Source organism: Clostridium algidicarnis DSM 15099 (assembly GCF_002934235.1).
In the GTDB taxonomy this organism is placed as follows: Bacteria; Bacillota; Clostridia; order Clostridiales; family Clostridiaceae; genus Clostridium_L; species Clostridium_L algidicarnis.
This window is the reverse complement of record NZ_PTIS01000008.1, coordinates 99,736-122,852: the sequence shown is the minus strand read 5'-3', so window position 1 is coordinate 122,852 and position 23,117 is coordinate 99,736. Positions and strand designations below refer to the sequence as shown.

Below are 23,117 nucleotides of genomic sequence, written 5' to 3'. Positions count from 1 at the left end.
AGAGGGGGTCATTGTTTTTTTAGGTTTAAAATAGAACAAACCCTTGCAATAGCAAGGATTGAAATAAATAAAACAACGATAGTGTTAACACTATCATATTTTAAATGGAGGGTATTTTATGTTAAGAAATATTGCCCATGTGGGTTTAACAGTATCAAATATAGAACAATCAATTAAATTTTATAAAGAGGTATTAGGACTAAAGTATGATGGACAAATGGTAATGGAAGGTGAAGCTACTGATAAACTATTTGCATTAGAGAATTGCCGTGTTAAAGTAGCATATCTAAATGGTAGTGATGAGGTTATGGCACCACCAGTAGAACTTATTGAATTTGTTTCAGAAAAGGCAAAGGTAATAGAAAATAAACTAAATCAAACTTCTATTTCTGAACTATGCTTTTATGTAGAAAATATTGATAAAACTTATGAAACACTAAAATCAAAGGGTGTGGAGTTTTTATCAGAGCCTCAATACTTTGATTTAACATCACAAGGCTTTGGAAAAAGTAAAGCCGTATATCTTAAAGATCCAGATGGAATTGTTCTAGAACTTATGGAGTGTATTGATTAAGTCTTAGGATAGAAAGAATATAGAAGTTGTTTTTTAATAAAAATAATTCATTAAATTAAGAAATAAACCCTGCACATTCTCATATAAAGCGAGAGGGTGCAGGGTTTTAAATTATTTATCTAAAAACCAATATGATAGAAGGAAAATAAAGAGATAAATAGAAGAGGATATAGAATAATAAATGATTTTGGAGGTTTTACTATGTATGGATTTAGAATATTGTTTTTTGCTATATTTGCTTTAATAATTTTAAATGGTATTAGGACATATATGAAAAATGAGAAATCGCCAATTATATCTACTAAAGCACAACTTATTAAGAAAAAGAGGGATGTGCATACTCAAACAGATGCTAATGGAGTTATGACAACTAATGAGACTTTAATGTTGATATTTGAACTAGATACTGAAAGTGAACTTAAATTTACTGTTGGAGGACGTATTTTTAGAAGTGTACCAGAGCATGAATGGGGAAGCTTAACTTTTCAAGGAACACGGTTTTTAAAATTTGAATCAGCAAGTGGGGTTGTTGAAAAATAAGTTTAAGAATGGAATTAATAGTTAGGAGAGGGATACATGGGTTATAAATTAGCAAAGTTAGTTGTTACAAAATACAAAATTAAAGGACAAAAATGTAGGTAACAAAAAAGATGAAGACCTGTAGGTAAATCCTATGCATATCTTCATCTTTTATTTAGTTTAAGCATCTTCAGCATTTTTAATCATTTTCTTTTTCTTGATTAATGAAAATACATTTATCATTGGTAATTTTATTGGAGGATTAATTCCAGATAATGAAGTTGCGCTTATTAGATAAGATCTTGCAATTTGAGAAAGTGCAACTAATCCATTTTTTTCAACCATATCTTTGAAGGTATTCATATCTAAATCTTCTTTATTAGCTGTGAAACAACCTTCTATAACTAAATTAACTATTAAAGGATAAGTGTCATTAGTAGCTACTCCTTGAATATTTATTATTAATTCTAGGAAGCCAAGATAGAGATCCTCTTTTTCTTTTATACTTTTAACATTATAATCTATGTCGGTATTAATGTGAAGTCTGCCAGGGCTTGAATTATCAGTTTTAATAGAAAACTCCACAATCCTATTCCCTAAAAATTGAAACTTTGAACTAATTTCATTAACGTTCATAATAGCTTTTCTCCTTGATTTCTATATTTAGATTCTAATTAAGAACATTCCATAAGCTTTTTATTTTCTTCAATATTACCTAATTTATATTCTTGGGTATCCCATACTTCTGTTTTATCATCTTCTTTTGTTTGTAAAGAGACTACAAGGTTTAAATTGAGCCTTTTGCTAATTTTCCACAATTGTTCAACAGTAGGATTATATTGACCGCTTTCTAGCTTTGATACCATGGCTTGAGTTACCTCTAATTTTTTAGCTAACTCTTTTTGAGATAAATCATTTTGCATTCTATAGTCAAATATTTTTAAAGATATATCATATAAGAGGTCATCAAGTTCAAATCTCAATTTTGTTGTATCATCTGCATATTCATTTATAAAATCAATGGCAGAAATCATATCTTTTTGTGTCATATATACCATCTCCTTTGAGAAGTTATTTTTTGTTATCTTAAATCTTTGAGTCTTGACATTGCTATTTCTATATTTTGAGTATAGCTATTTTTACCTTTTACTTTATCACTCTTTTCATCAAAGGAACAGAGTAGAATTGATATCTTATCACATTGTATTGTAAAAATAATGCGAATGTTTTTAGGTAGTTTAAATCTCATGCTATACATATCATTTGCATTTTTCAATTTTTCAAACCAATCAGCTTTCTTAATACAATTTCTACCATATGATTCAAGAAATTTTAATCTTTGTCTGAATTGAGAAATGAATTTATTATCTATACCGCTTCCTTTAAGAAGGTCTTTTAAATCAGATTCACAATCTTTAGATATATAAATATTGTTTATATTAAAATTTTCAGGATAGACTAGTTTAATTATTTCCCCCATTATTATCTCCTATACACATTATATAACTTATAAGTAATAATCTCAAGGTTTATTTTGATTAAATATAACTTATAAGTTCTTAATATGTGACAATTTATTTTTGATTATTGCTTTATTATATCATTTTTGACAAAAAATTAAAACATATAAATATAGGTATAATGTCCTAGATACTCCTAAACCGTTATTTATACTGTAATAGTTATTGACAAACTAAAATTAAGGATGTAAGCTTTATATATACACCCCACGGGGGGTATGGTATTAAAATAATAATGAGGTGATGATATGAATCAAAAGTTTAATGTAACAGGTATGACTTGCTCATCTTGCGTTGCTAGTGTTGAAAAGGCAGTTAAAAAACTTTCAGGTGTTGATACTGTGAATGTAAATTTGCTTTCAAATAGTATGTCAGTTGAGTATAAAGAATCTGATATTGATAGTACCACTATAATAAAGGCTGTTCATGATGCTGGATATGATGCTTCTATATTTGTACGTGGATCAAGTGACTCTAAAAGAATAGAAAAATCAGTAAATCCAGTGGAGGAAGAGCTAAAGGAAATGAAAAGTCGTATAATTATTTCTTTTGGATTTCTAATTCCACTAATGTATGTATCTATGGGGCATATGCTTAATCTTCCTCATCCTAAATGGCTCATGGGACCAGAAAATGCAATAACCTTTGCCTTTATTCAATTGTTACTTACAATTCCAGTTGTTTATGTGAATCGTAAGTATTATCAAGTTGGTTTTAAGACCTTATTTCATGGAAGGCCTAATATGGATTCGCTTATAGCTATAGGGTCAGGGGCAGCATTAATATATGGCATATTTGCAATTTTTAAAATAGGATATGGGCTTGGACATAATAATTTAGATATGGTAAATCAATATTCAATGGACTTGTATTTTGAGTCCGCTGCAATGATTCTAGCTTTGATAACTATGGGTAAGTTTTTAGAAACTAGGGCAAAAGGAAGGACATCTGAGGCTATAACAAAACTAATGGATCTTACCCCTAAGACTGCATCGGTTATTAGAAATGGTGAGGAAGTTGAAATTCCGTCTCAGGATGTAGTTATAGATGATATAATAATTGTAAGGCCTGGCCAGAGTATAGCAGTAGATGGCATTATAATAGAGGGCAGCTCATCTGTGGATCAATCAGCTCTAACAGGAGAGAGTATTCCGGTAGAAAAGAATATAGGGGACAAGGTTATAGCCGCTACTATAAATAAAACAGGATCTTTCAAGTTTAAGGCAGAGAAGGTTGGAGATGATACAACTCTAGCAAAAATCATTCAGCTAGTAGAAGATGCTAGTTCATCTAAGGCACCTATTGCAAAGATGGCAGATAAGATCAGCGGAATATTTGTGCCGGTGGTAATAAGTATAGCTGTTATTGCTACAATTGTGTGGTTACTTCTAGGACAGCCTTTTGAATTTGCTATGTCTATAGGAATTGCAATATTAGTAATTTCTTGTCCTTGCGCCTTGGGCCTTGCAACTCCAGTTGCCATAATGGTTGGAACAGGGAAGGGCGCATCTAATGGAATACTTATTAAATCAGCTGAGGCTTTGGAAAGTCTTCACACTATAGGTACGGTGGTTCTTGATAAAACAGGTACAATCACGGAAGGAAAACCAGTAGTTACAGATATAATTACAAAAGGCTCGGAAAGTGAAGAAAGACTTTTACAAATAGCCGCATCAATTGAAAGCTTTTCAGAACATCCATTAGCAGAAGCTATTTTAGAAAAAGCTAAAGAAAGAGGAATATCACTTAGAAATGTTGATAATTTTAATTCTATTTCAGGCAGAGGTATAGTTGGTATAATAGATGGAAAACAATATACTGCAGGTAACTTAGCATTGATGGAGGACAGAGAAATTAATGTAGAGATGCTTAAAAGTACTTCAGATGAATTTGCTATGGATGGTAAAACACCCTTATATTTTGCAGAGGATAAAGATCTTCTTGGAATTATTGCCGTAGCAGATGTAGTTAAAGCCACAAGTCGTAAAGCAATAGATAACTTTAAGGCTATGGGAATTAATGTAGTGATGCTTACAGGTGATAATAAAAAAACAGCAGAGGCAATTAGAAAACAGCTAAATATCGATAGAGTTGTTGCTGAAGTACTACCACAGGATAAGGAAAAAGAAATTAGAAATATACAAGCAAGTGGTAAAAAGGTTGCAATGATTGGTGATGGAATCAACGATGCACCTGCTCTAGCAAGAGCCGATGTTGGTATTGCAATTGGTGCAGGTACAGATATTGCTATTGAATCTGCTGATATAGTTTTAATGAAGAGTGATTTATTAGATGCTGTTACAGCGGTCCAATTAAGTAAAGCCACAATTAAAAACATTAAGGAAAATTTATTTTGGGCATTTTTCTATAATGTATTAGGTATACCAATTGCAGCGGGAGTATTTTACACAGCCTTTGGCTTAAAGCTTAACCCAATGTTTGGAGCAGCAGCTATGAGTATGAGTTCAGTGTTTGTGGTATCTAATGCTTTGAGATTAAAGTTCTTTAAACCAAAATATAAAAATATAAATTAATAAATATAGATGGATAGTATATAATCTTTATATAAAAATATAAAAATATAAAAATTATAAACTGCGTTTTAATACGCTAAATATATTAAAAGGAGAGATTTAAATTATGAAAAAGATAATAGAAATTGAAGGTATGAATTGTGCACATTGCGTGGCTAAAGTTACAAAGGCATTAAATGCTATTGAAGGTGTAGATGCTAAAGTAGACCTTAAAAAGAAAAGTGCAGTAGTTACTTTAAAAAATGATATAGAGGATCAAGTATTTAAAGATGCCATAGAAGAAGTAGATTTTAAAGTTGTTTCCATTAAAGAAAAAAAGGGCTTATTTAGCTAATAAACTTATACCTTTCAAATTAAATAATAGAAGTAATATAACTAAAATAAACATTATAAGGAGGTGGCATCTATGAAAGCAGACAAGGTAAAGACCACACGTCTTTTGAAAACTGCAAGGGGACAGATAGATGGTATCTTGAAAATGGTTGAGGAAGACAGATATTGTATTGATATCTCAAATCAACTTATGGCAACTCAAGCCATTCTACGTAACATAAATAAAGATGTGCTTAAAAGCCACATTGGAGGTTGTGTAAAAGAAGCCTTTGAAGTAGGTAATGAGGAAGAAAAAATTGATGAAATAATGGCTATTATGGATAAGCTAGCAAAATAGTATATATTTAAAGAGAAGGCCGATGAAGTGATTCTTAGACTTAGGTGGAGTTTACTTATAAGGAATACATCTCTCCATCAAAGGCTAGAAGAACTTATGCAGGGGCGTAGCAGCCGTCATCCCCCACCTTAAAGAGTATAGGAGTGTTACGGATGGTAGCCATGGGATAAATAGTCATAAAAAAACGGACAGATATACCTGTCCGTTTTTATTTAATTGAATATTGATGAATTATTGTAATAGGGCATATATAATGGTATAGTTAAGATAATATATGGCGATAATATATGATGAACTAGGTTAACATGCTATGAAATGGGGGGGTATTATGAAGATAATTAATATGAAGGTTAATGGTTATAAAAATTTAATAAATTGTGAATATGTTTTAGAAGATTTTAATGTATTGATAGGAGCAAATAATAGTGGTAAATCCAATTTATTAGAAGTATTTTCTTTTTTAAATGTACTTTTAACTGGAAGTGAGGATTTAAAGGAACAACTTTTAATTAAAGGAGAGTTAGATAATGATAAAATAGTATCTCATTGCACAAATTTTAAAGGAAAACCTATTTCTATTGAAATAGAATTTAATGAAGAAGTAGACGAAGAACTGTATAGATACTCATACCTTATTGAGGTAGTAATTGGGAATAATGATATTGATACTGGATATGTAAATAAAGAGATATTTAAATATAAGAAAATAAGTTCTACGGGTCCAATGATAACTGCTTTTGAAAGGGAAAATACAGTTGTAAGAAAAGTTAAAGGACCTAAGATACAAAAAATAGATGGACTCGAGGCATTGGTATCACTTATTAGCAAGATAAGGGATATTAAAGATAGTTTTGATAAACCCATTCAAAAGGGAATAGATGATATATTTTTATTATGTAAAACTCCCGTTATATATAGTGCACCAGATGTAATAAGAGAATCAATAAAGAAACAAAATTCAGTAATTAAAAATGGAAGAATAGTATCACTAGCACTTATTGAGGAAATTGATAAAATATTAAAATCTGAAAAGGCTCAGTATTATAAAGAAATACTGATGGATGTACTTAAGATAAACAGTATCAGTGTTATTAATATTGCACAAGACTTGAAGAACTTAACATTTACCTTTGAAAATAAACAAAAAAGTGACATAAATGAACTTTCAGATGGAACACTTATTGTACTTAATATAGTAACTTATCTTGTATCTAATAAATATCCTATTATTGCAATAGAAGAACTAGAAAATTCAATACATCCTAAGCTGCTAAAAAAGATGATAAATTTAATAAAGAATGATTTTTATAATATACAACTGATAATAACTACTCACTCACCAGTATTATTAAATATGGTTAAGATTAATGAGGTAAGTATAATAAGTAATAAAGAATGCGGTGAAGCTTTTATAGAGCAAGTTAAGAATAAAAAGGAATTAATTAAAAAGTTATCAGGACCCTTTTCGAGTTTTAGTGATATATTTTTATATACAGAGGAATAAGTTATGAATAAGACTTTGGGTAAAAGTAAAAAACTTGCTTATATATTTTATGAAGGGGATACAGAGGAGCTTTTTTATAAAAGAATCTTTTTTAAGTACTTAAGAGGAGTACCGAATAAAACCAAGAACCTAGAAACAGGAACTAATATCAATAAAAGAATAGCAAGCGAGCTAGGTTACTTTTTAAATAAAAAAGAAAATAAAGGTTTAGACATATATGTATATGCTTTTACCGATAGAGAGGGTATGAAAAGTGATATTTCCGAGTTTGATGGTGAAGCAATAAAAAAAGCTTTAAATAAGAAACAAGTTAAGAAAATAGAAAATATTGAAGCTATAATAATGATAGAGAGCTGGTTTTTCTATGATTTAGAAGGAATATGTGATTATATTGGTTTGTCCTATACAGATAGTTTACAGAGAACATATTCTAATCCAGAAAGGCTTACACATAAAGAATTGCAAGGACTTTTTAGAAAAGGAACAAGAAGGCAACATTATATAAAAGGGGAAAAAGGTTTTCTAGAGAAATTGGATATAGACAAAATTCAGAGAAAATGTACTGCTCTGAAAGAGGGTATCCACATGATAAATGAGGATTTTGGGTTAGATTAAAATTAAACAAAAAAGAGGCTTAGCATTGAAAAAGGTAAATTAGATATTAAAAGATGAAGGCGTTGTAGGAGATAAACCTATAAATGACTTCATCTTTTATATTGAACAGTATTTTAAAAAGTTCATATAAATTTATTAATATTATATTAAGATATAGCCCTTTTATTAAATTCTTCTTTTAAAATTACATAACTTTTTAAATCTTTTGGTACTCCATTCTTTATAACATCTTGTTTACGAGTGCCTTCATACTTCATTCCTATCTTTTCCATTACTCTATAAGAACCTACATTAGAATCCATGCATAATGCATATATTTTATTTAAATTTAGCTCTTTAAACCCATATTCTATAAGAGCTTTAGATGATTCAGTACAATACCCTTTATTAAAGTAAGGAACTCCAATCCAATAAGATAATTCTGCTTTTCTGTGAATATTGTTTATCATTAGTGCTACTGTGCCTATTAGTTCATTACTGTATTTTTTTATTATTGCATATATAATTCCTTTCTTATTAATGAAAATATCTTTATGTGAATTAATCCACAGTTCTGCCATCCCATCTTCGTAGGGATGTGGAACATTGAGAGTTGTTGTTGCTATTTTTGAATCTCCAGCGAGCTCTTTTACCCTACTGGAATCAGATATTTCAAATGGTCTTAATAGTAAATTATCTGTATGAATTACTGGTTGAATAGGCATGATTATCCCCCCCTATTAATATTCTAATTAAATAAAATTAATCTCAAGTTTTACAATATATTACTAAGTAATAATATATAGTATTGTTAGGAAATATGCAACACACTCAGATTACATATTATCTAAAATTTACATAAATATAAAAAATATAAGCCCCTCACAAGGGGCAATGACAATAATAATAATAATATAAATAAAAATAATATAAATAAGAATAACAATAAAGATAATAATATAAATAACAATAATAATATAAATATCAATATGAATAATAAAGAATATTATAGTTAAGAATAATAATAACTATGAAAATTAACATTAAAGAGCAAAAAGAGGCCCTACTAAAATGATCTTTTGATTATTTTAGTAGGGTCTCTTTTTTGTTGCTGTTTTAATATAAGAATTTCAGATGTTAGGGGTGAGGTAAGTTCTTTTTACTTTCACTATTTATTTATAATTTTCAATATTTACAACTTGGATACTGTAAATATAACTACAAATATAATTAATTTTAAATTCTTAGTGTAACTTCTTTAAGTTTTGCATACTTAATGATTAGAGAAGTTACTATTAAGGAGGTTTTAGTATGGCAAAGTATAGAAGCATTATGGTGGATTTTTGGAGGGATAATTTCATTGTAAAGTTGTCCTTTGAGGAAAAGAGTTTTTACCAATACTTAATGAATAATCCAGGTAGTAGTCAATGTGGTATTTACTCATTTTCTCTTCCTGTAGCTGCATTTGAGACAGGATTAAGTAATGGCAGGGTAATGGAATTGATTGAAAAGTTTGTAGCTGATGAAAAGATTCTTTATGATGAAAAGACTGAGGAGATCATGATAGTGAACTACTCTCCACCTAAGAGGTGTGAGCTTCTTGGTCAATACTAATACTGTAGCAAGTTTACCCAAGCTATCAAGGTCGCACCGACCTCTCTAACAATATATCTTTTATTATATTGCTAGTTTTAGTAGATTTTTAGCAGCATTTATATCTCTATCCATTATCATTCCACATACTGCACATATATAGATTCTGCAGGATAAGTCTTTTGTTTGACTTGATTTATTACCACAGTTAGAACATAGCTGACTACTTGCATAATTTGATGGTGCTATTATGATTTCTCTACCATACCATTTTGCTTTATAAGTGAGCATTCTTCTAAACTCTGCGAAGCTAGCATCAGCTATTGATTTTGCTAATTTATGATTTTTTATCATATTACTTACCTTTAAGTCCTCAATGACTATAACTTGGTTTTCGTTAATTAATTGAGTACTTACTTTGTGAAGCATATCTTTCCTTTGGTTTGATATTTTCTCATGCAATTTAGCAACTTTCAACCTTGCTTTCTTTCTATTGTTACTACCTTTTTGTTTTCTTGATAAATCCTTTTGAAGTTTAGCTAACCTTTTTTCTGATCTCTTTAAGTGTTTAGCATTACTGAAAAACACCCCATCACTTGTTATTGCAAATTCCTTGATGCCTAGATCCACACCTATTTTATTATCCATTTTAGGTAACTGAGCAATCTCAGTATCAACTAATATAGATATAAAATACTTACCACTGGGTACTTGTGATATAGTGCAAGACTTAATCAGTCCATTGAACTTTCTATGTTGCTCTATCTTAATCATAGACTTTAGTTTAGGTACTTTTATATGGTTATTTTCAATGGATACAGTACCATTCTGATTATTAGTTGTGTAGTTATTAGTATTGGATTTCTTCTTGAACCTCGGAAATCCAACAGATTTATCTCTAAAAAAGTTCTTATATGCTTTATCTAAATTCATTTGAGCGTTAGCCAGTGCTAGGCTATCAACTTCTTTTAGCCATTCAAATTCACTTTTGTATTGTGCTGGTGTAGGATATTTTATCGACTTAATATCTAGATCCTTATTTTCTTCATATGACTTAATTCTTTCAGCTAACATTTTATTATAGATAAACCTAGTGCATCCAAAAGTTTTGGCTAGGTATGTTTTTTGTTCTTCATTTGGATATAGTCTGAATTTATAAGCCTTTAGCATTTTATCACCCCTTTTCATAATTAGTCATTAATAGTATTATGTCAAAAGGTTATTATTTTATGTATCGAACCTAAAATAATAAGGGCTATTCATCCCCCACCTGCAGAGGATAGGAGAATTTCACCCGTTTTGTTAAAAGAATAAAGAGTAAAAGCTTTTTATCTAAGTTTTATGAGCTTTGTAAAAGCACCAAGTTCTCTTTAGATACTATGTTTGAAGATATTGACATAATAAAAGATCACTCAAAGGAAAAGTTATCAAAGATTTTTATATAACAAGTCACAAAATCATTTATAAGGGCATGTTAGAACTTTATAGTAAAAATGAAAATATAACTCCTATAACCTTGTTTGAAAGTCTAAACTCATTTTCAGGGGAAATAGGAGGAATAAGCTACATTTCAGAACTAGTAGCTAGTGGGACAAGCTCCTCACTTATAGAATCCTATGCAAATATAGTAAAAGAAAAGTCTAATAATAGAAAGGTTATAAAAGAACTTCAAGTTGCCTTAAAGAGTTTGACAAATGGTGAGAAGAAGTACTTTGATGTAGTTGATTGTCTCCAAAGTTCCTTTATTAATCTTGGCAATAAGGAAAAAACTGTAGAGGATATGGACATTATTCTTCAAAACTATTTAATGATTCTAGAAAAAAGATTAAAGGGTGAGGATCAAGGGTTAACCTTAAAAACAGGTCTTAGTAATTTAGATAATTTTATTGGAGGTTTTGAAAGGCATAATTTAAATATATTAGCAGGTAGACCATCTATGGGTAAGTCCTTGGTAAGCCTTACTATGGCCCTTAATATGGCAATTAAAAGTAATCTTAAAGTAGCATTTTTCCATTTAGAGATGGGTCAGTTACCAACCGTTGAAAGGATTTTATCAAATTCAGCTACTATACCTATGAAGACCTTAAAAACTGGAAAGTTAAAGGATGATCAGTGGAGCAGAATAGTAGGAGCTTGTGACAAAATATCTAAATCAAACTTTCATATGTTCAATGATATTTATACACTAAGGAGCATAACGGCAGAATGTAAGAGAATTAAGTTTCAAAAGGGCTTGGATGTGGTGTTTATTGACTATCTTCAACTTATAGAAATAGGTAGGCTTAAGGAAAATAGAAATTTAGATATATCCTTTATATCAAGGCAACTAAAGCTTTTAGCAAAGGAACTTGATATAACAATAGTTGTATTATCACAGCTTTCACGTGCTCCAGAATCTAGATCAAATCATAGGCCAATGCTGTCGGACCTTAGAGAATCAGGGGCCATAGAGCAAGATGCAGACCTTGTTATATTTTTATATAGAGATGAATACTACAATCCAGATAGTGAAGATAAAGATTTAATAGAATTTATAATAGGTAAACATAGAAATGGTACTGTAGGCACAGTAAAAATGAAGTGGAGTGGGGAATATCAAAGTGTAGGCTCTTAGAAATGTTATTAATATATAAAAGATTATCAATATATAAAGCTATTAATATATAAAAGTTATTAATTGTAGAAAGCATTATTAACATAGAAAAATTATTAATATATAAGGAGGAAATTATAATGTTAGATAGAAATTTTAAGGGTGGTAGCTCTATAGTTAAAGAAAAAGGTTCAAAAGTAGGTAATTCTATAACAGGGAAAGCAAGCTTAATATTAAATAATTCAGTAGTTGGTGGGGCAAGCCTAGTAGAAAATGATTCTGTAATGAGGGGGACAAATCTTAGAGAAGATAATCCAATAATGAGAGAGATAGCTTTCGAGAAGTTCTTCCAGATTATGAACCTCATGGCATTTAATAAAGTACTACTTTGGAAGGTAGATTATGATACCTATGTTAATGAAGACGGAGCATATATTCTTAGGATAAATTATAATAAGTTTTATGGGAAATTACTAGATTACTGCAAAAACTATAATATAAGCCATCAAAGGTTAAACATAAAGGCATTTAAATATACATTAAAAGACAAGCCTTATTGCTTAAATTATAGTGGCATAGGTTGGCTAAAAAAGGATGCTAGTAGCGATGAATCTTATTGTATGAGATGTGGATTTATAGACATTAAAGCCCTTCAAGCTAGGGGGATATTTATAGATGATCTACTTTATAATAATAGATTATAAAAACCTTCAAAGAATGTGGGGAAGGTTAAGTGTTTTTATAAAAGGACCTTTTTGTTACGCATACAGATGATAATGGCAAATATGAAGTGGAATTAGAAGCACGTATCAATGGATCAGGGGTGTATACTTTTAAAATTTCGTTAACTTAGACTTTTCAATTATATTTTTGATATCTTTTAGTCCTTGATAAATTTCACATTTTGAAAAGTTATTCTTTATTAATTCATCATCACTTTTAGAAAGCAGTATATTGTAAAAATCCTCTGCAATACTATACACCTCTTTTGATGGATGCTTTGTTACCTCATTGAAAAGAACATTTTCCGCTTTATTGTACTCTCCTTTAAGGATAAGATTTTTTAATGTTATAGGTAGAATAGTTAATGAATTCACATTTCCAAAATCAATGTTTTAATACATTGTAACCTCTTCTTGCATAACCATTGACGCAAGTGCTTTACCAAGTTGCTTTATAAGTTTTTCTATATTCATAAATGCCTCCTTATTGTTTTCTTCCTTCTTATATCTAGTGTAACACACGCTGCAATTATTGAGTATAGACTACATATAAAGAATGTAGTCTATCTATTATTTTTTAATTACAATTTGGTGCACATTTTATGAACATTACGAATTAAATTTATTCGTTTTGCTCTCATAATTTATTTTTATTATATCCATAACTTGTTTGACAATCTCACCTAAATGCATACTGCCATCTATAACATAATCCGAATTTGGCAGAATAGTCTTTAGCATTTCTTCATATGCAATTCTCGCATATTTCAAATAAAAACTCATATCTTCCCTGATTTCATCTCCATTAGCATTAAGCATATCACGCAACACACGTCTTGCCATTGCAATATCTAAAGGAGTGTCAATGAAAATCGCACAATCTATAAATGGTTTAATCAAATCATTTTTATATGCAAATGGATAATCCAATAAAATATATTGAACCTCATTATCTCCTATGAATTTCAATATATCTTTTTTTAGTGGTTCTAAGTTCCATACATTGTAATCTGCTCCATTCATCACCCATTGATGAAAATCATCAACTTCTCCTTCAAAATCATAATCATCAAAATGAAGTGATTTAGCACTTTTCATTTTTTTCTTAAGTTCGTTTATTATGGTTGTTTTTCCACCGGCTGTAACACCTGATACTGCTATTATTAATGATTTCTTTATCATAAGTACCTCCTAATTAACTTTATTTTCGTATCATATCATTAGTAAGCTTTTTGTATTTAGGGCTTGTTATATCATATTTTGTAGCCTTTAAAGGTATGTTTTTCGCAATGAAAATAAGTAATTCATTTATTTGTGAAAGTAATAGTCGATTATATGTAACTAATATTGATATAATTGTACTTATGATGACACATTCCTTTTTGGAGATTTTTGTTGGATTCGATACAACAATTATATCAGAAAAGAGGGGTGCATTGTTTTTTAGGTTTAAAATAGAACAAGCCCTTGCAGTAGCATGGATTGAAATAAATAAAACAAAGGTAGTGTTAACACTATCTTAAAATTAAAGGAGGGCGGTTCTGACCTTGATAGCTTGGGTAAACTTGTCTCATTAGAGATATTGACCAAGAAGCCATCCACTTCTATAAGTGGTGGTAGTTCACGTATACTATTTTAGAAATAGCAAAAGAGTTAGATACTAATAAAGAAAGAATATTAATGTTAGAGAGCGAAAAAGAAAAAGAATAAAGGGGCTTTTTAAATTAATTTAGAAAGTGAAAATTATTTATCTCGGACAAGTTTCGACAACTATTTCAAACTTTATATCATATAATAAAATAGATAGCACTAAAAAGGATATTATGAAAAGTATTTCTTTTATTAAAACAAGTTTGCGATTTGAAGGGAGAGGTGTTTAGTATGATTAATCAATTAAGCAAAAAAACCTTATTATTTTTATGTTTGATAATTTTTTCTCTTAGTGTTGCTTGCTCAAATAAAAACATTACTAAAGAATTTTCAAATACTACCTGGGAATCTAGTGATAAATTATTAGCTTTAAAATTTACAAGTGATTCATTATCTATAGACATAAACGTAAAGCCAGATATAAATGAGACAGACATCGAAAAAGGCAAAAAGTATGAAGAGATATATGATATGGGTGCTCATAAAAATGTAAAAGTTGAAAAAAATGATAATAATATAAAAATATTTAACAAAGATGGATTAAGTTTGGAATTTGAAATTATTTCTGAAAGTGAAATAAAAGATAAAGATAACAATGTTTTCAAGAAGAAATAAAATGGACAAAAAAATGACCACTGATTCGGGTTCAGTGGTCTAAACCTTTATAAATCCCAAACTATAAGTAAAGGATTATTTAAATACAATGTAACAGAATTTAATGATAAGTTATTGGAGATACTTTTTGCATTGGTCTACATTATTTTGTTCAAGTTTTAAGAGCTTATTTGCTAAATCACGGATTTCTTTATCTGCATTAGGGTATTCCTTTAACTTTTTTGTGATATCTATAATACCCATGGTACTACCTTGAATCAGCATTTCTGAAATATGGGAAGGACTTTTATCTAATAGTGTATTTAGGTTGATCATAAAATAACTAGATACCTTAGAAAAGACATTAATATCTTTAGAATCTTTGTTAAACTGTTTTATTTTTTGATCTGATGCAGAGTGAATCATTTTGTACTCAGCTAATTGAGAGTGTAATACCTTTTTATACTCTTCATCTTTGCATATACCAATTAGTTGTTTTATTGTATCTGTTCCCATTCCAGAATTTTGGTGGATGTAATTTAAAAATTCAACATTGCCATTCATGAAAACACCTCCATAATATAGTGTTCTCTAATAAATAGTTTTTTATTATAATTATAAAGACGTAGTTTATAAATATAATAGGCTTTAAAATAAATTATACTAATCATCTAACCCATCAGAGCGTTTTTTCTTCATAAAATATCCGACTGAAAATGCTACCAAAAAGCATATAAATACTATTAATCCTCCTATTAAAGCACGAGTAAAAGGTATTTCATTAGAAGACATTAGAGATATAAATGTAAATAAAGCACCAACCGTAATAGAAAGTATTAAAATCCACTTATAAGAATTAAGTATAGAGCTTTTTTCTGGAACTTCATTATCTACTGAAATCCCCATACTAAGAAAGCTCATTATTACACCAGTTAAAATAAATACAAGAAACAATGGAAGATCTGAAAAACTTTTACCATCCATAAAATGTTCTTTACATAAAATAGTGATTATGCCAAGGGTTTGAAACAAAAAAGCAATACGAATATTTTTTAAATTTCTTAAAACTAAACGTTCATCTTTGATTTTATTCATGATTTATAATTCCCCACTACATAACTAAAATTACCTGTGTTAGGTATGTCAATTATGTGAGCTCCAATTAATAGGTCCGTTACTCTTGAATATAGTAGGTGATACCACCAAATGAAATATTCTTCAAAAGATATTTCATTTGAATATACAGAATTATTATAGCTATAATGGATACTTTTATAATTTTCATTAAAAATATTTATATAATCATCCTTTATAATATTAGCTATATCATTTAATTTATAATAATCATCTTTATTTAAAACTGGAATATTAATTTTAGTACCCTTCATTATTCCCAAATCATTAAATCCACTTACAAGATTCTCAGTTAGTTCATAATCCTTTTTCTTAAAGCACTTTAAAAGTTCTTTCAATAAGTATCCTTTAAAATCATTTACACTTTTAAAATTAAAACTACCAAAGTATGTTTCCAAACAAAGGTTATCAATTGTATGAAAGTTAATTCCATTTCTTTCATTACCATAAAGCCCAAATGCAATATCTCCATAATATCTAAACATATTTCCGTATATGCCTAATGACTCTTTTTCAGTATGGTTATATTTCTCTTGTAATGAATAATAGTAGTTCATACCATTTCGGCTTGTTCTTTCAGATTTCAAAAATAACTTTTCTACATTATCTATTTGTATAGAGTCTAATACAACATTACTCAAAATAAACAGAGATATTTCATTAAACTTAAATTGTTTAAAGCATTCAAATTTATATGTTTCTTTCTTTATCTCATCAAATTTATCCTTAATCAATTTTATAACGTTATACGCGATTTTATCTAATTGTTCATTTAATTTCTTCCCTTCTTCCAATGAAATAACCATTAAATAAGGAATATACTCATTCTGTTTCTTTATAATAAGTTCTTCTTTTAATAATAGCTCTAATCTATCAGATAATTCCTTTTGAGACCACCCGAAATATCTACTTATTTCACTAATTTCTATTTTATTGTGTAGTAATATACATATATCTTTTAGATTATACTCATTTATATTAAGCTTTGGAAAATTATTTCCTTTAGAAATCATTTTATTTTCATACTCAAATTGTAAAATCTCTTTTATTATATTAAATTGGTTAAAATTATTCATTTCTAATTACTCCTTATAACTTCTTAATAGATTACATTTGTGGAATAATTTAAGAAGAATGTGTCTTAAGTCTTAAATCTTTTTATACATAGGAATAAGAAAAGTAGACTTTTTATAAAAGAGTCTAGAATAAAATCTTTGGTGTTTATCCTCAAAGGTTGTAGATAAGTCTATTTTTTGTGCACCTTGTTTCTTTACTAAGGTTTCTAGTTCTTGTAATATTTTAGTTCCTAATCCTTTGTTTTGATATTCTCTAAACACTAGTATTTCTTCCAAATAAAAAAGCAGAACATCGTCAAAGTATTTAAAACAGCCCACTGCAAATCCTACCAATTCAGATTCATCATATAGCCCAATACCGTAAAAATATGGTGTCAAAAATATTTGCTCAAGTCTTTTCTTAGCTAAATCATATGTCCATTTGCCACCTTCATCATTGTAGTAGATTATATATTTGTTTATTAAGCAATCTAAATCTTCTATTGTTAATTCTTTGTATTTATATTTCATAACAAAAACCTCCTAGTATAAGCTTGTGTCGATCCGAATAAACTTAATTAATGCCATTAATTACATACAACATAAATAACACGACTTCGCATGTTTCTACCATTGAGCACTTTACATCTTTTTTACAAAAGTAAAGTAAATTTTATAGTAAATCCTTGTTAATATATTCGGAAACAAAAATAGGAATACTCTAATTACAAGATAATGTCTTGGTGGATATTACATATTTTTAAAAGTTACACTATATTTTTAACGCTTTTTTTTATAATTAGCTCAGGATCTAAGCATATCTTTTTAATTGCTGTTTCTTCATTTTTAATAAGGCTAAGCATCAAGTCACAAGCTGTTTTTCCTAGATTTGAAATGTTTTGATTAATAGAAGTTATGCCTGGACCCAGGATAAAGTCATTTAATAAGTTATCGTAGCTTACAATAGACAAGTATTCAGGAACTTTTATATCCTTTTCGCTTAATCGTTTAAGAAGTCCAAGGGTCATCATATCATTTGTAACAAATACAGCAGTGGTGTGATTTTTGATTATCATATCGCCAGTATTATAGCCACTTTGCATACGATAATCTCCTTCAATAATGTAATCTTTCTTTATTTCTAAACCATGTTCCTGCATTGCTTTTTTATAGCCTTCAAAGCGTGATACAGTGTTTTTTGAATAAATTGAATTTGTAATACAAGAAATTTTAGAATGTCCATTTTCAATTAAATGCTTTGTTGCAAGATAAGAGCCTTTTACATTATCGAAATACACCTGATTACAGTTTAATTCATCGAAAACCCGATCAATCATTATATAGGGTATGGTTAATTTCTTTAGCCTTAAACATACCTCTTCTTTATTATTATATGCGGAATTAGAAATAGTAATAAAAAGACCATCTATACCTCTTGCTAATAATAGGTCCAACAAATAAAGATCTTCTTTATATTCATCATTTGAGTTTACTATAATCAAAGCATATCCAAATTGCCTGCAATAAGTTTCAATGGTTTTGGTAAGCCTTGAGAAAAATATGTTTTCAATATCAGGAATAATTAGTCCAAGGGTTTTGGTTTCATTTGTAATTAGGCTTCTTGCATTAATATTTGGAGTGTAATTATTATCTTTTGCAATCTTTTTAATTAAATCTTTTTTTTCACTAGAGATTCTACAAGGTTTATTATTTAAAACTAAAGACACAGAGGTTATAGATACGTTTGCCTCTTTAGCAATATCTTTTAACTTAATTTTCATTTTAATCACCCAAATAAGTATAACATATTATTTGGGTGATTTTTGTTAAATACAATTGAATATAGAAAATAAAAAATATCTTATATTTCACGAAGAAAATCAAAAAAATTCATAAAAAACATTGACAACGGTTACACCTGATGATATTATATTTCATAATGATAAAACGTTTTACCATAGGAGATGTCAGAATGAAAATATGCAAAAATGGCTTAACATGGGATATATATAACAACTTAAGACAGTATGCAAATATGCAACAATATCATAAAGAAGATATTATCGAAGCATTAAAAAACACGATTTATAGTGTGGTTATATATGATAATGAAAATCCTATTGCTATTGGAAGAGTAGTTGGAGATGGAAGAATTGTATTTTTCATAAAAGATGTGGTGGTTCATCCTAAGTATAGAAGTAAAAGGATAGGAAAAATGGTTGTAGATAACTTATTAGATTATATAGAATCATGTTGCTGTGAAAATGCTTATATAGGGCTTATGGCTATGCCTAATACAGAAGGATTTTATGAAAGATTTGGGTTTGTACAAAGGCCAAGTGAAGGATTTGGAGCAGGTATGATTTGCTTAAAGAGAAAGAAGTGATAAATAGTATGAGAAAAGTTATTGTAGTTGGAAGTCTTAATATGGATCTCACAATTAAAGTTGATAATATGCCGAGTAAGGGAGAGACTATTCAAGGACATGATTTTTTACTAAATGAAGGTGGCAAAGGTGGGAATCAAGCAGTTGCAGCAGTAAAATCAAATGCAGAGGTATCATTTATAGGAAGTGTTGGAAATGATCCTTTTGGAGCTGAAGTGCTAAGTTCTTTAAAAAATAATGGAATTAATACAGATGGTATTGAAGTACATAAAAATCAACCTACGGGTATAGCGATGATTGTATGCCATGAAAATGATAATAGAATAATTTTAAATCCAGGTGCAAATTACGCTTTAACCTTTAATTTTGCAAAGGATAACTTAGATAAACTTGCAAGTAAAGAAGATATATTTGTAACTCAATTTGAAAACAACGTAGATATGACTCTTAAGTTAATAGAGTATGCAAAAGGTATTGGAATGGTAACAGTATTAAATCCAGCACCAGCTAAGCTATTTAAAGATGAGTATTATAAACATATAGATATCTTAATTATTAACCAAAGTGAATGTAAGCTGTTAACGGATATATATCCTAATAACTCCAAGGAGTGTGAAAAGGCAGCAAAGATCCTTCAAGATAAGGGAGCAAAAGACATTATAATTACATTAGGGTCAAAAGGTAGTGTAACTGTAACCTTAGATGAAATAATTAGGATAAATGCATATGAGGTGGAGACTGTTGACTCTACGGCTGCAGGAGATTCATTTATAGGAGCTTTAGTAGCAAAGATATCATTTGGTAGCACTTTACATGAGGCTTTATTATATGCAACAAAGGTTTCTGCTCTAACTGTTACAAGAGAAGGAGCTCAAATATCTATTCCAACTCTTGAGGGAGTTAATAAGTTTTTTGAAAACAAATAAAAATTCAATAAATTTGTTGAAAATAAATAAAAGGCTAACAAATATTTTAATATACTTAAAAAGCAAATAAATTTTTAAACATAAATAAAAAATTAATAAATTGTCCAAATATAAAGGAGGCTGAAGCCCAATGAACAAAAGAAAATTAATAATAGACACTGACCCAGGTATTGATGACGCAATAGCAATAGCAATAGCACTATTTTCGGATAAAATAGATGTAGAACTTATTACAACTGTAGCTGGGAATGTTAGTCTTGATTTAGTAACTGAGAACACATTAAAACTATTGACCTTTTTTGAGAAAAGCATACCTGTAGCAAAAGGTCTTAAAGAGCCTTTACTAGAAAAGTTTGATGATGCAAAAAATGTTCATGGTGCATCGGGAATGGATGGATATGACTTTGGAGAGCCATGTCGTAGTAATTTATTAAAAGAGCATGCAGTTGAGGCAATGAGAAGGACTATCCTTCAAAGTGAAACTCCAATAACTATAATGGCTATTGGACCTCTTACAAATATCGCAGTGTTATTAAAAATGTACCCAGAAGTTAAAGCTAATATTGACGAAATTGTATTTATGGGCGGATCTTTGACAAGAGGCAATAAGACAGTTATGGGTGAATTTAATATAGCAACGGACCCACAGGCAGCTAAAATTGTATTTATGAGTGGAGTAAAGCTAGTGATGGCAGGATTAGATATGGGACTTAAGGCATTAGTATACCCAGAGGATAGTGAAGAAATTAAAACCTTCGGAAAAACTGGCCACATGATGTATTCATTATTCCAAAAGTATAGAGGCGGAAGCTTTAAAACAGGATTAAAAATGTATGATAGCTGTGCAATAGCTTATATACTTTGTCCTGAAATGTATGAGATAACAGAAACATTTATAGATGTTGAAACACAAAGTAACTTAACTATGGGTTGCACTATAGTTGATTTAAAAGGATATCTAGGAAAAGCGCCAAATGCAAAGGTATGTACAGACATAAATCCAAATATATTTAAAGAATGGTTTATGAGCTCAATTAAAAACTGTATATAAAATAAATATAAGGGAGAGGAATTTATTATGAACAATTTTATAATGATTGGGACAGCTATTATTGCAATTGCTTTAGTAATATACATGCTAATAAAGAAAATGGATATAAAAATAACCCTATTTGCTATTGGTATAATATTAATGTATATTTCCATTGCAATGGGAAATGGTATAGCAATTAAAAAGTTTGAGTCTACAGGTCTCATACTACTTGACCCATTAAAAGCCACAGCAGATATCTTTAAACAAACCTTATCAGCGGCAGGATTTATCATTTTGATCTTAGGCGGATACTCAGCTTATATGAGTAAAATAGGAGCAAATGATGTTACTGTAAGTGTTTTAACAAAACCAATAGGTAAAATTAAATCAACTTATATATTAGTTCCAATTGTATTTTTACTAGGTAACTTACTTTCTTTAGTAATTCCAAGTGCTTCTAACTTAGCAATTATATTATTAGCTACATTATTTCCAGTTTTAAAAAGGTCAGGCATGAGTACATTAACAGCAGCGGCAGTTATTGCAACAACAGCAACAGTAATGCCAACACCTCTTGGAAGTGATAATGTTGCAATTGCTCAGGAATTAGCAAAATTCCCAGCATATGCAGGATTAACAGTAACAGATTATGTGCTTAAATATCATGCTATGATCTCAATTCCTACACTAGGTTTCATGGCAGCTTTACATTATTTCTGGCAAAAGTTTATGGATAAAAAACAAATAAATAACTTGGATCAAGAAGAGGTTGAAATAAAAGCAGTTAGTGAAATTAAGGGATCGGCATTGTTTAAAACAGTATATGCATTACTACCATTACTACCAATATTATTATTGATTATGGTTTACTTCACAGGTTCATCATCAGCATTATCAGTAGAGGTAGCATCAATCTTAAGTTTTATCATTGCAATTATTTGCGAATTAATTAGACACAAGGGAGATAAAAAGGTTTTGGAAGAAACAGAAGCCTTCTTTAAAGGAATGGCAGGTGGAATTTCAATTGTGGCATTATTAGTAGCAGCAAGTGTATTTGTAGCAGGATTAAATTCAATTGGATTGATTAGCACTTTACAAAAAGCTATGACTTCTACACAAGGAACAGGTATGGGAATAGTTCTTCCACTAATTTTGGTAGCATTATCTATGCTAATAGTATTGCTTTCAGGTAGTGGGACAGCCTTATTCTTTGCAATGATTCCATTAATGGTTCCATTAGCAGAGGCAGCAGGAATTAGCCCTATTGCAATTTCAGTTCCAATGGGACTTGCAGGAAACCTAATGAGAGCAGTGTCACCAGTGGCAGCAGTTACCGTAATTGTAGCAGGATCTGTAAAGAAAAGTGCTCTAGACGTTGTGAAAAGGACATCGGTGCCAATGATTGGTGGAGTTATATTCATGTTTATTCTATCAATGATAATGTTCTTATAGATAGAAGAAACAGGAAGCCCCACTCCCCTTTTGGGTGGGGTAAGTTCACTTATAGCAATTAGGT

General features: G+C 29.5%; 29 protein-coding genes. 16 read left to right on the top strand and 13 right to left on the bottom strand.

Translation table 11 applies throughout. From position 1 onward, the window contains the following. The first annotated feature begins 118 nt into the window (after window positions 1-118). The gene (locus tag BD821_RS07445) at window positions 119-574 is read left to right on the top strand and encodes a VOC family protein (protein ID WP_104409928.1); all 456 of its coding nucleotides are present in this window, start codon (window positions 119-121) and stop codon (window positions 572-574) included. A 201-nt stretch (window positions 575-775) separates the two neighbouring features. Beyond that, entirely contained in the window at window positions 776-1,114 is a 339-nt protein-coding gene (locus BD821_RS07440; RefSeq protein WP_104409927.1) for a DUF2500 domain-containing protein, read from the top strand. A gap of 159 nt (window positions 1,115-1,273) precedes the next feature. On the opposite strand, the gene BD821_RS07435 is transcribed toward BD821_RS07440, so the two are convergent. From BD821_RS07435 to BD821_RS07425, 3 genes are read right to left on the bottom strand one after another with little or no spacing between them, the layout of a single operon-like run. After that, a complete protein-coding gene (locus BD821_RS07435) occupies window positions 1,274-1,729 on the bottom strand; it encodes a preprotein translocase subunit SecB (protein WP_104409926.1) in 456 nt (151 codons plus the stop codon). 38 nt (window positions 1,730-1,767) lie between these two features. After that, a complete protein-coding gene (locus BD821_RS07430) occupies window positions 1,768-2,142 on the bottom strand; it encodes a helix-turn-helix domain-containing protein (protein WP_104409925.1) in 375 nt (124 codons plus the stop codon). Between the two features lie 32 nt (window positions 2,143-2,174). Beyond that, window positions 2,175-2,573, bottom strand: a complete 399-nt coding sequence (locus tag BD821_RS07425) for a type II toxin-antitoxin system RelE/ParE family toxin (RefSeq protein ID WP_104409924.1) — start codon at window positions 2,571-2,573, stop codon at window positions 2,175-2,177. Window positions 2,574-2,861: 288 nt separating this feature from the next. Between BD821_RS07425 and BD821_RS07420 the strand changes: the two genes are divergently transcribed. From BD821_RS07420 to BD821_RS07400, 5 genes are all read left to right on the top strand, one after another. Further along, window positions 2,862-5,147, top strand: a complete 2,286-nt coding sequence (locus BD821_RS07420; RefSeq protein ID WP_104409923.1) for a heavy metal translocating P-type ATPase — start codon at window positions 2,862-2,864, stop codon at window positions 5,145-5,147. Between the two features lie 106 nt (window positions 5,148-5,253). Beyond that, the gene (locus tag BD821_RS07415; RefSeq protein WP_035794231.1) at window positions 5,254-5,481 is read left to right on the top strand and encodes a heavy-metal-associated domain-containing protein; all 228 of its coding nucleotides are present in this window, start codon (window positions 5,254-5,256) and stop codon (window positions 5,479-5,481) included. Window positions 5,482-5,553: 72 nt separating this feature from the next. Next, window positions 5,554-5,817, top strand: a complete 264-nt coding sequence (locus tag BD821_RS07410) for a metal-sensing transcriptional repressor (protein ID WP_104409922.1) — start codon at window positions 5,554-5,556, stop codon at window positions 5,815-5,817. A 328-nt stretch (window positions 5,818-6,145) separates the two neighbouring features. Then, window positions 6,146-7,321: an AAA family ATPase gene (locus BD821_RS07405; protein WP_169994055.1), complete on the top strand. Its 1,176-nt coding sequence runs from the start codon at window positions 6,146-6,148 to the stop codon at window positions 7,319-7,321. 3 nt (window positions 7,322-7,324) lie between these two features. Beyond that, a complete protein-coding gene (locus tag BD821_RS07400; protein ID WP_104409920.1) occupies window positions 7,325-7,936 on the top strand; it encodes a DUF4276 family protein in 612 nt (203 codons plus the stop codon). A gap of 146 nt (window positions 7,937-8,082) precedes the next feature. On the opposite strand, the gene BD821_RS07395 is transcribed toward BD821_RS07400, so the two are convergent. Further along, on the bottom strand, window positions 8,083-8,640 hold the full coding sequence (locus tag BD821_RS07395; protein ID WP_104409919.1) for a GNAT family N-acetyltransferase: 558 nt from the start codon (window positions 8,638-8,640) through the stop codon (window positions 8,083-8,085). Between the two features lie 586 nt (window positions 8,641-9,226). On the opposite strand from BD821_RS07395, the gene BD821_RS07390 reads away from it, so the two are divergent. Further along, on the top strand, window positions 9,227-9,529 hold the full coding sequence (locus tag BD821_RS07390; protein WP_104409918.1) for a hypothetical protein: 303 nt from the start codon (window positions 9,227-9,229) through the stop codon (window positions 9,527-9,529). Between the two features lie 63 nt (window positions 9,530-9,592). Here BD821_RS07390 and tnpB read toward each other — a convergent pair whose 3' ends face one another. Beyond that, window positions 9,593-10,678, bottom strand: coding sequence for an IS200/IS605 family element RNA-guided endonuclease TnpB (tnpB, locus tag BD821_RS07385; RefSeq protein ID WP_104409917.1), 1,086 nt, complete (start codon window positions 10,676-10,678; stop codon window positions 9,593-9,595). 256 nt (window positions 10,679-10,934) lie between these two features. On the opposite strand from tnpB, the gene BD821_RS07380 reads away from it, so the two are divergent. After that, window positions 10,935-12,122 (top strand): replicative DNA helicase, encoded by a 1,188-nt coding sequence (locus tag BD821_RS07380; protein WP_341456783.1) that lies wholly within the window; start codon window positions 10,935-10,937, stop codon window positions 12,120-12,122. 119 nt (window positions 12,123-12,241) lie between these two features. Beyond that, window positions 12,242-12,805, top strand: a complete 564-nt coding sequence (locus BD821_RS07375; RefSeq protein WP_104409915.1) for a hypothetical protein — start codon at window positions 12,242-12,244, stop codon at window positions 12,803-12,805. 129 nt (window positions 12,806-12,934) lie between these two features. On the opposite strand, the gene BD821_RS07370 is transcribed toward BD821_RS07375, so the two are convergent. From BD821_RS07370 to BD821_RS07365, 3 genes are all read right to left on the bottom strand, one after another. Beyond that, on the bottom strand, window positions 12,935-13,198 hold the full coding sequence (locus BD821_RS07370) for a DUF6483 family protein (RefSeq protein ID WP_242971475.1): 264 nt from the start codon (window positions 13,196-13,198) through the stop codon (window positions 12,935-12,937). A gap of 18 nt (window positions 13,199-13,216) precedes the next feature. Further along, the gene (locus BD821_RS13770) at window positions 13,217-13,345 is read right to left on the bottom strand and encodes a hypothetical protein (RefSeq protein WP_278335151.1); all 129 of its coding nucleotides are present in this window, start codon (window positions 13,343-13,345) and stop codon (window positions 13,217-13,219) included. An 87-nt stretch (window positions 13,346-13,432) separates the two neighbouring features. After that, window positions 13,433-14,005: a nucleoside/nucleotide kinase family protein gene (locus BD821_RS07365; protein ID WP_104409914.1), complete on the bottom strand. Its 573-nt coding sequence runs from the start codon at window positions 14,003-14,005 to the stop codon at window positions 13,433-13,435. Window positions 14,006-14,112: 107 nt separating this feature from the next. On the opposite strand from BD821_RS07365, the gene BD821_RS07360 reads away from it, so the two are divergent. Next, window positions 14,113-14,346: a hypothetical protein gene (locus tag BD821_RS07360; protein ID WP_104409913.1), complete on the top strand. Its 234-nt coding sequence runs from the start codon at window positions 14,113-14,115 to the stop codon at window positions 14,344-14,346. Between the two features lie 358 nt (window positions 14,347-14,704). Next, complete coding sequence (locus BD821_RS07355) at window positions 14,705-15,088, top strand: hypothetical protein (RefSeq protein WP_104409912.1); 384 nt, start codon at window positions 14,705-14,707, stop codon at window positions 15,086-15,088. A 111-nt stretch (window positions 15,089-15,199) separates the two neighbouring features. Here the strand turns inward: BD821_RS07355 and BD821_RS07350 are convergent, their stop codons facing one another. The 5 genes from BD821_RS07350 to BD821_RS07330 all read right to left on the bottom strand — a co-directional run bounded on the left by BD821_RS07350 (window position 15,200) and on the right by BD821_RS07330 (window position 19,037). After that, the gene (locus tag BD821_RS07350; protein ID WP_104409911.1) at window positions 15,200-15,631 is read right to left on the bottom strand and encodes a hypothetical protein; all 432 of its coding nucleotides are present in this window, start codon (window positions 15,629-15,631) and stop codon (window positions 15,200-15,202) included. Between the two features lie 99 nt (window positions 15,632-15,730). Then, window positions 15,731-16,162 (bottom strand): DUF6773 family protein, encoded by a 432-nt coding sequence (locus BD821_RS07345; protein ID WP_104409910.1) that lies wholly within the window; start codon window positions 16,160-16,162, stop codon window positions 15,731-15,733. After that, window positions 16,159-17,277, bottom strand: a complete 1,119-nt coding sequence (locus tag BD821_RS07340; protein ID WP_104409909.1) for a hypothetical protein — start codon at window positions 17,275-17,277, stop codon at window positions 16,159-16,161. Before BD821_RS07340 ends, BD821_RS07345 begins: the two co-directional genes overlap by 4 nt. A 72-nt stretch (window positions 17,278-17,349) precedes the next feature. After that, window positions 17,350-17,787, bottom strand: a complete 438-nt coding sequence (locus tag BD821_RS07335; RefSeq protein ID WP_029451223.1) for a GNAT family N-acetyltransferase — start codon at window positions 17,785-17,787, stop codon at window positions 17,350-17,352. A gap of 236 nt (window positions 17,788-18,023) precedes the next feature. After that, window positions 18,024-19,037: a LacI family DNA-binding transcriptional regulator gene (locus BD821_RS07330; RefSeq protein WP_104409908.1), complete on the bottom strand. Its 1,014-nt coding sequence runs from the start codon at window positions 19,035-19,037 to the stop codon at window positions 18,024-18,026. Window positions 19,038-19,228: 191 nt separating this feature from the next. Here BD821_RS07330 and BD821_RS07325 point away from each other — a divergent pair, with 191 nt between their 5' ends. The 4 genes from BD821_RS07325 (at window position 19,229) to dcuC (ending at window position 23,053) form a co-directional block, all read left to right on the top strand. Next, complete coding sequence (locus tag BD821_RS07325; RefSeq protein ID WP_104409907.1) at window positions 19,229-19,642, top strand: GNAT family N-acetyltransferase; 414 nt, start codon at window positions 19,229-19,231, stop codon at window positions 19,640-19,642. Between the two features lie 8 nt (window positions 19,643-19,650). Beyond that, window positions 19,651-20,568 carry a ribokinase gene (rbsK, locus tag BD821_RS07320; protein ID WP_104409936.1) on the top strand — a complete coding sequence of 306 codons (918 nt, stop codon included), beginning with the start codon at window positions 19,651-19,653 and terminating at the stop codon, window positions 20,566-20,568. 130 nt (window positions 20,569-20,698) lie between these two features. Then, entirely contained in the window at window positions 20,699-21,619 is a 921-nt protein-coding gene (gene rihC, locus BD821_RS07315; protein ID WP_104409906.1) for a ribonucleoside hydrolase RihC, read from the top strand. A 27-nt stretch (window positions 21,620-21,646) separates the two neighbouring features. Continuing rightward, on the top strand, window positions 21,647-23,053 hold the full coding sequence (dcuC, locus tag BD821_RS07310) for a C4-dicarboxylate transporter DcuC (RefSeq protein ID WP_104409905.1): 1,407 nt from the start codon (window positions 21,647-21,649) through the stop codon (window positions 23,051-23,053). Window positions 23,054-23,117: the final 64 nt, after the last annotated feature.